The organism is Streptomyces sp. NPDC037100, from assembly GCF_055606225.1.
In genome coordinates, this window is sequence record NZ_JBVJSX010000001.1 from 218,268 (window position 1) to 227,276 (window position 9,009).

Consider the following 9,009-nt stretch of genomic DNA (forward strand, 5'->3'; position numbering starts at 1 on the left):
CTCTGATGGACCCAGGTCACCCCACAGGGCATGCCAACGCTCCTTCGGCGGTGCGCTGGTCCAGTCGTTCAGCGACAGGAGTGGTCGAGAGCAACCAATCTCAGACTACTGGGACTTGTGAGAATTTTCTTGTCGCATGACAACTTTTCGAGTGAGGGTGACCGGTCACCTTGAAGCAACGCGCCCCCACCGGCGCTCCTTGCACCCCGGAGGTGCCGCAGCGGGCCCACTTCCGCTCAGGAAGGAGGTAAGCAGCATGAACTGACTCGAGGTGACCGATCTAGTTGTCGTGAGACAACTTTTGAATCCGACATACCGCCGCAAATCCACACTGAAGGAGGTGCAAAGGGGAGGACTTACGTGATCTTACTGGGGTGAGGCTGGCTGGAATTGAGCGATGATCCAGCGACGGGTCTCCCTTCCTGCCGGCCACCAGCACTTTCGGTCCATCCGCAAGCCCTCTACTGACGGACACTGGCGCCAACTTGCACTGGAATCCACGCATATGTCACGCGCGAGGCTGCCGAAATCCCGAGAAGGGGTTTGGCTGATTCCGCGGCGCATGTGAAGACAGTTTGCGGGCACAGCCCGTCAACTTGTGTGCTTCTTGTGACAGGTTGTCGGGCCCTGGTGGCCTTTGGGGTTCCCGGGTCTGACTTTCTGTGGGGGAAATGCATGCATTCACGTGTTTCCGGCACGCCTCTTCGGCGTGCCCGTAGATCATCACGTTTCGGGCTGGTGGCTGCTCTGGCGACGCTGTCACTCGTCACGTCGGCGGCTCCGGCATTGGCTGCCCCGTCGCCTGCCGACGAGGGGTCGACGTCCGCGTGGGGCAAGAAGACCGACTTCCAGGTCCCGCCGGTGAAGGTCGGCGAGACCAAGCCGGTGCCTGGCCAAGCGGAAGCCGAGCCGACGAAGCAGCAGGCCGCGTGGCGGGCCGAGCAGAAGGAGCGTGCCCGAACCGGTGAGGTGCCCAAGGCACCGAGGGCCCCGTCCGCGGCCGCAGCGGCCGCCACGGCGGAGACGGTGTTCGTCCCCGAGGACCAGGGCTCGGTGCCCTGGCACAAGTTCAGCGAGTTCCGGATCACCGACTCGCTGGTGGCCCGCATCAACCTCTCGACCGGCAATCTGATGCTGGCCGCCGCCGACTTCGAGATCGCCGGCGTGGGTCAGAAGCTGCGTCTGGCGCGGACGTACAACTCCTTCGACGCCCCCTGGGGCAAGGTGTCCCAGCGGTGGTGGCAGGAGTACGAGCGCTACCTGCACCTCTTCACCGATGAGGCCGTCCTCTACGACGCCACCGGCGCCACCGTCCGCTTCACCAAGAACGCCGACGGCACCTTCACCACGCCCAAGGGCTACTCGAAGGACCTGAAGAAGAACGCCGACGGCACCTACACGCTGACCGACCGCAAGTCCGGCTCGAAGGACACCTACGACGAGCACGGCACCCTGACCAAGGTCACGGACAAGAACAAGGGCGCCATCACCGTCGAACAGCACGACGACGAAACCGAGCACAGGGGCTTCAAGCTCACCGAGACCCGCTCCGGGCGCTGGATCGACCTGGTCAAGACCGACGCGAGCCAATGGCAGGCCAAGGACCACACCGGCCGCACCGCCGTCTTCGACCTCGACGCAGCCGGCGACCTGACGAAGACCACGGACACCGAGGGCAAGGCGACCCTCTTCGGCTACGACTCCTCCCGGCGCCTGACGAAGATCACGACGCCCGAGGGGCGCGTCACGGTCTTCACCTACGACGATCACAACCGTGTGCGGTCCATGCTGCGGGCCACCGACTTCAACGGCTCCGGCCACACCGGCCCCACGTACACCTACGCCTACTCGAACACCGCCCCCTCCGCGGCCGGGACCACGACGGTCACCGACCCCGAGCAGCACGCCACGAAGTACGAGCACAACGCCGACGGCGGCGTCACCAAGGTCACCGACGCCCTCAACCACTCCCGCAAGCGGACGTTCGACCCCCACCACAACGTCGACACCGCCGAGGACGCCATGGGCGTCGGCGGCGCCGCCGGAAACGTCACCGACTACGGCTGGGACACCCGCAACAACCTCACCTCGGCGAAACTGCCCAGCGGGGCCACCACATCACTGACCGGGTATCAGACCATCTCCGGTGCGGATCTGCCCGGCACGCTCACGAGTGCCGACGGCGAGAAGACCGACTACACCTATGACACGGCGGGCAACACCAAGTCCGTCGCGGTCACGGGCACCGGCGGCGGCAAGCGGACCTTCGACCGCAACGCGGCCACGCCGACCTGCGGCGGCTTCGAAGGCCAGGTCTGCAAGGCCACCACGACCCTGACGACAACCAAGTCGGTTTCCACGTCGTTCACTTACGACGCCAAGGGCAATCTGTCCAAGGTGACCCCGCCCGCCCCGCTCGGCGCCACCACCTACACCTACGACGCGCAGGGCCGTCCCGAAACGGTCACCGACGGGCGCGGCATCAAGACGGTGTACCAGTACGACAAGCGTGACCGCGTCGTCCTGGTGTCCTCCACCAACGCCACGGTGCGCTACCACTACGACGGCGACGGCAACCTCAGACAGCGCGACGACGCCACCGGCGTGACCACGTACGAGTTCGACCCGCTGTCCAGGGAGACGGTCCGCACCCTGCAGAACGGCTCGCAGACCAGACTCACCTACACCCCGGCCGGCAACGTCGACACCTACGAGGACCCGGCCGGCGTCACGGACTACACCTGGAACGAAGTCAACAAGCTCTCCGCGCTGAAGGACCCGACGGGCAAGACCACCACGTACAAGTACAACGCCAACGACTTCCGCACCACGACGACCTACCCCGGCGGCACGGTCCAGGAGGTCACCCCGGACAAGTCCAGCAGGCCGGAGAGGATCAAGGCGACCTCACCCAAGGGCACCCTGGTCGACCTCGCCTACTCCTACTCCAACGCCGGTACGGACGGCACCAAGATCCGCACCCGCACCGACGCCGTCGCCGGGCTGAAGACCACCTACACCTACGACAGCGCAGGCCGCTTCTCCTACGCCAAGGAGGAAAAGGGCACCACGCTCAACTCCTCCTGGCAGTACTGCTACGACCAGGCCGGCAACCTCACCAGCCAGGGCGTCGACCCCGGCTGCCCCCGTGGCACCACCTACACCATCAACGACGCCCAGCAGATCACCGCCAAGAACGGCTCCACCGCCAACTGGTCCTACGACAAGACCGGTAACGAGACCGCCGGCGCCTCCACGCCCGAGGGCACCCGGACCGGCGAGACCTGGTCCGACTACAGCCAGCTCACGTCGATCACCGTCGCCGGCAAGACCTACGCCGGCCAGTACGGTTCCACCGACCAGAGCGAGCGGATCAAGCTCGGCGACACCTTCTTCCACAACGGCCCGCTCGGCCTGTCGGCCAAGACCACGGCCGGAGTCGACATGGGATTCAACCGGGAGCCCGGGGGCACCTTGAACTCCATGACGACCGGGGGCAAGTCGTACTACTACCTCACCGACGCGATCGGCTCCGTCGTCGCGCTCGCCGACGAGACCGGCACCAAGGTGAACTCCTACGCCTACAGCCCCCGAGGCGTCGAGCGCGGCACCACCACCGAGAAGACCCCCCAGCCCTACCGGTTCGCCGGCGGCTTCCAGGACCCGACCGGCCTGTACCACTTCTCGGCCCGCTACTACGACCCCAACATCGGCCGCTTCACCAGCCCCGACCCCTCCGGCCAGGAGAAGAACCCCTACCTCTACGCCGAAGGCGACCCCGTCAACCGCATCGACCCCAGCGGCCTGGCGTCTCAAGGCCTGAATCTTGAGGTGTGTGCCTTTGGGGGGTGCCTCGGGGGTGGCGTCAGCGTCAATGACGACGGCGCGATCCATCCCAGCCTCTCCGTGGGGGCGGGCACCCCGGGAGTGAGCGGGGGGTACGAAGCGAGCGCCAGTGACGCCTCCGCCGGTTGGACGGGCGAGGCGGAGTGCTCAGCGGGCTACTACCGCGCATCGGCCAGTACGCAGGGCGAGACAGCGGCCGGAGCCAGCACTTCGTTCAGTGGCAAGCCGGGGTGCTCGGCCAAGATAAAGAAGACCTGGTAACAGAGAGGGCGAGAGATGCTTGCAGTGGAACTGGCGGCCCCCGGCGGAGGGCCTGACGGCCCGCCGTGGCTCGGTATCGCCTTCGGCGTCCTTGTGGTGATCGGAGTCATCTTCTTCGCCGTGAGCCTCATGCGAGGCCGAGGAAAATAGAAGGGAAGGCTCGAAGGTACCGGGGGCGTGATCCTCGCCGAGGTGGACGACAAGAGGGCTGAAGCTCCTTTCGCTCCGTGGCTCACAGCCACGGCGAAGATCACGACGTTCCTGTGCATCGCCTTCGGGTCGACGACGAACAACAGAGGCCCGTCATGAGTGCGCGCCTTTCGCGCATGCTTCATCCGGCATCGGTCCCGGCTCCGGAAGGGGCCGGGACCGATGCCGTCGACGTTCAATCGGCAACCGGGGGCACGTCGTACTGCCACCTCACCGGCGCGACCGGCTCCGTCGTCGCGCTCGCCGACGAAAGCGGCACCACCACCGAGAATGTCCCCCACCTCGCCCGCCACCGCATCAGCGTCCTGTTTCGCCATGCTCCGCGACGGAACCTTCTACCAACCCGGAAGCCCCCGACTCGCTCGACGAAAGGCACAGAGGCCGACCACGGCACCCGGGTCACCCGCCCCGGCACCCCTCACGGCACCTGGGCCGCCCGCCGCGGCAGCCACACCCACATCAGCACCACTCCGGCCACCAGCACCCCGGCGCCCACCCGGAACGCGAGCGCGTAGCCCTCCGTCAGGGCCTGCGGGGTCGCGCTGCCCGCCGATTCGGACGCCGCCAGGGTGGACAGGACGGCCAGCCCCAGGGAACCGCCCATCGTGCGGGACGTGTTGACGAGGCCGGAGACCAGGCCAGCCTCCTCGGGGGCCGCGCCGGAGGTGGCAAGGGAGGCGAGGGGGGTCGCCGCCAGGCCCGCGCCGAGCATCATGAGGACGCCGGGGAAGAGGATCGCCGTGGCGTAGGAGCCGTCGGCGGTCATCGTGGACTGCCAGGCGAAGCCGGCCACGGCGACCAGGGTGCCCAGCGCGGCGACGTTGCGCGGGCCGACCGGGCGCATCAGGCGGGGTGCGAGCTTGGAGGCGAGGATGACGGCGAGGGAGCTCGGGACCAGGGCGAGGCCGGCCTCGATCGGGGTGTAGCCGAGGACGTTCTGCGCGTAGAGGGTCATGAAGAACCACATGCAGAACATCGCGGAGCCGCACAGGAACATCGAGACGTTCGCCGAGGAGACCGAGCGCACGCGCAGGAGGCCGAGCGGCATCAGCGGGTTCGCCGTGCGGGCCTCGACCGCAAGGAACGCCCCGAGGAGGACCAGTCCGGCGACCAGCGGAAGCAGGGTGGCCGGTGCCGTCCAGCCCGCCGCCTCCGTCTGGGAGATGCCGTAGGCCAGCGTGCCGAGACCGGCCGTGACGAGCAGCGCGCCCGGCAGGTCGAGGCGCCGGCCGTCCCCGGCGCGGCCCTCGGTGAGGAACCAGGCGGCGGCGCACAGCACCACGGCCCCGACGGGCACGTTGATCAGCAGCACCCAGCGCCAGGAGAGCGTCTCCACCAGCAGCCCGCCGACCAGGCCGCCCGCCGCGCCGCCACCGGCCCCGACCGCCGTCCAGGTCCCGATCGCCCGGGCCCTCGCGGCGCCCTCCGGCACCGACGCGGTGAGGATCGTCAGCGTGGAGGGCGCCAGCACCGCCGCGCCGAGCCCCTGCACGGCCCGCGCCATCAGCAGCTGCCAGTCGTCCTGTGCCAGCCCGCCGGCCGCGGAGGCCAGGGTGAACAGGCCGAGCCCGACGAGGAACATCCGCTTGCGGCCGTAGAGGTCCCCGGCGCGTCCGCCGAGCAGCATGAAGCCGGCGAAGGCGATGGCGTAGGCGTTCACCACCCACTGCAGGCCCTGCTCGCCGAGGCCCAGCCCGGTCCGCATCGACGGCAGCGCCACGTTGACGACGGACACGTCCAGCACGACGAGGAACTGCCCGGCGCACGTGAGCGCCACCACGAGCCACATCGGCGGCGCTCCGCGCGGACGAAGCCGGGACAGCCGGGGAAGTCGGGATATGCGGGGGCGTCGGGCGGTGTCGGCATCGGCGGGTTCGAGCATGGGTGTCATGCTCTCAACCGCCTCGCGCCCCTTGCATCGGGATATCGCAGGGCGCGGTGCTCGGTCCCGGGACCTAGGCCTCCGGACAAACCACTACGGATCTCCCCATAGTCCCCCGCCAGGCCCAAGGAAAGGTCAAGTTTTCGTTAGGGTGCCAAAGCAACGGAATAGTTGCCTGGACATACGAGGTTCGGAGTCCACGTAACCCGACACTCCCCGGCCTGGAGGCCCTCCTCAATGACGCAGACGACGACAGACCGCCCCGCCGGCAGAGCGAGCGGGGCCGTGGTCCCGGTGCTCGCCTTCGCGGGCATCGTTGTCGCGGTGATGCAGACCCTGCTCGTTCCGGTGATCAAGGACCTGCCGCAACTGCTGGACACCGCCCCCAGCAACGCCACCTGGGTCCTCACCTCGACCCTCCTGTCGGGCGCGGTGGCCACCCCCATCATGGGCCGCCTCGGCGACCTCTACGGCAAGCGCCGCATGCTGATCCTCAGCCTGGCCGTGATGGTCGTCGGCGCCCTGGTCAGCGCACTCACCAGCGATCTGCTGCTCATGATCACCGGTCGTACCCTCCAGGGCTTCGCGATGGGCGCGATCCCGCTCGGCATCGGCCTGATGCGCGACATGCTGCCCCGCGAGAAGCTCGGCTCGGCGATGGCCCTGATGAGCTCCTCCATCGGCGTCGGCGGCGGCCTCGCCCTGCCCGCCGCCGCCCTGGTCGCCCAGCACAGCGACTGGCACACCCTCTACTACGGGGCCGCCGGCCTCGGCCTCGTGGCCATCGCCCTCACCCTCCTCGTCGTACCGGAGTCCTCGATGCGTGCCGAGGGCTCCTTCGACCTGCCGGGCGCGCTCGGCCTGTCCGCCGGGCTCGTCCTGTTCCTGCTGCCGATCACCAAGGGCAGCGACTGGGGCTGGGCCTCCGGCACCACCCTCGGCCTGTTCGGCGCCTCGGCGGTCGTGCTCGTGCTGTGGGGAGTGATGGAGCTGCGCCTGAAGGCCCCGCTGGTCGACCTGCGCACCACGGCCCGACCGGCCGTCCTCTTCACCAACCTCGCCTCGATCATGGTCGGCGTCTCCTTCTACGTCGTCTCCCTGGTCCTGCCGCAGCTGCTCCAGCTGCCGACGTCCACCGGCTACGGCCTCGGCCAGTCGATGGTCGTCGCGGGTCTGCTCGTCGCGCCGCTCGGCCTGACGATGATGTTCACCGCGCCCGTCTACGCCCGGCTGTCCGCCAAGTACGGGCCCAAGTTCACCCTGATTCTCGGCCTGCTGATCATCGCGATCGGCTACGGCGCCGGTCTCGGCCTGATGAGCGCCGCCTGGCAGAGCCTGGTCATCTCGGTCCTGCTGGGCGCGGGCATCGGCCTGGCCTACTCCTCGCTGCCCGCGCTGATCGTGGGCGCCGTCCCGGCGTCGGAGACGGGTGCGGCCAACGGTCTCAACACCCTGATGCGCTCCATCGGCACATCGGTGTCCAGCGCCGTGATCGGCATGGTGCTGGCCGACACCGCGAACAACGTCGGCGGCGTCGAGATCCCGACCATGCACGGCTTCCGGGTCTCCTTCCTGATCGCGACGGGAGCGGTGGCCGTGGGCCTGCTCCTGGCGCTGTTCCTGCCGGGCCGACGGCCTTCGAACAAGCCGCAGTTGCGGGCCGGCAGCGAGGAGGACGCGGCGCTGGAGCGCGCCGAGCAGGTGCTGCGGGGCTTCCGCGGCCGGGTGCTGGGCGCCGACGGCTCGCCGGTCGCCCGCGCCACGGTCACGCTGATCGACCGCCGCGGCCGTCAGGCCGGAGCCACGCTCTCCGCCGAGGACGGCAGCTACGCGCTCACCGTCCCCGACCGGGGCTCCTACGTCGTGGCGGCCCGGGCCACGGGCCACGGTCCGCTCGCCTCGTCCGCGAGCCACACGGGCGACGAGCGCCCGGTCGACCTGGACCTGTCGCTCCCGGGCGAGACGGTCTCCGCCTGACCCAACTACTCACCGGTACCCCCTGTCGTGTCACGGCAGGGGGTACGGCACGATGGGCGCCCGAACCGTCGTACGACCGAGAGGAACCCCATGCCCGCGGCGCCGAAGCCCGAGATCCTGGCCGCGTTCGAGGCGGCGAAGGGGTTCATGCCCGCCGGTGAGGGCCTCGCGCTGTACGCGGCTGCCGTGGAGGCCGGGCGGCTCGGGCTGCCGCTGCTGGAGGTCGGCACCTACTGCGGCCGGTCCACGATCCTGCTCGCCGACGCGGCCCGCGAGGCCGGGGTCAGCGCGCTCACCGTGGACCACCACCGGGGCAGCGAGGAGCAGCAGCCGGGCTGGGACTACCACGACCCGGAGACGGTCGACCCCGGGATCGGCCTGATGGACACGCTGCCCACGTTCCGCCGCACGCTGCACCGGGCGGGCCTGGAGGAGCACGTGGTGGCGCTGGTCGGGCGCTCCCCGCAGATCGCCGCGTTCTGGGGGACGCCGCTGGGGTTCGTCTTCATCGACGGCGGCCACACCGACGAGCACGCCACGGCCGACTACGAGGGCTGGGCGCCGCACGTCGCCGAGGGCGGGCTGCTGCTCATCCATGACGTCTTCCCCGACCCGCAGGACGAGTTCACCGGCCAGGCCCCCTACCGGATCTACCTCCGGGCCCTCGCCTCCGGCGCGTTCACCGAGGTCTCGGCGACGGACTCGCTGCGGGTGCTGCGGCGCACGGGGCCGGGCATCTGACGCACCGGCACTCCCTCCCGGCGGCGTTCGCCGAGGTCCCGCTCACGGACCCGGGCCGCGGGTCCCGCGACACACGGGCCCGGCCGTCTGGC

At 69.4% G+C, this 9,009-nt stretch carries 4 protein-coding genes; 3 read left to right on the plus strand and 1 reads right to left on the minus strand.

Annotation, left to right across the window (positions count from 1 at the left end):
• The first annotated feature begins 675 nt into the window (after window positions 1–675).
• Window positions 676–4,107: an RHS repeat-associated core domain-containing protein gene (locus ACZ7EG_RS01055; protein WP_471070423.1), complete on the plus strand. Its 3,432-nt coding sequence runs from the start codon at window positions 676–678 to the stop codon at window positions 4,105–4,107.
• Between the two features lie 628 nt (window positions 4,108–4,735).
• Here the strand turns inward: ACZ7EG_RS01055 and ACZ7EG_RS01060 are convergent.
• Window positions 4,736–6,208: an MFS transporter gene (locus ACZ7EG_RS01060; protein ID WP_471070425.1), complete on the minus strand. Its 1,473-nt coding sequence runs from the start codon at window positions 6,206–6,208 to the stop codon at window positions 4,736–4,738.
• Between the two features lie 228 nt (window positions 6,209–6,436).
• Between ACZ7EG_RS01060 and ACZ7EG_RS01065 the strand changes: the two genes are divergently transcribed.
• Together ACZ7EG_RS01065 and ACZ7EG_RS01070 are read left to right on the plus strand one after the other, a co-directional pair.
• Window positions 6,437–8,176, plus strand: coding sequence for an MFS transporter (locus ACZ7EG_RS01065; RefSeq protein WP_471070427.1), 1,740 nt, complete (start codon window positions 6,437–6,439; stop codon window positions 8,174–8,176).
• Window positions 8,177–8,266: 90 nt separating this feature from the next.
• A complete protein-coding gene (locus ACZ7EG_RS01070; RefSeq protein ID WP_471070429.1) occupies window positions 8,267–8,917 on the plus strand; it encodes a class I SAM-dependent methyltransferase in 651 nt (216 codons plus the stop codon).
• Window positions 8,918–9,009: the final 92 nt, after the last annotated feature.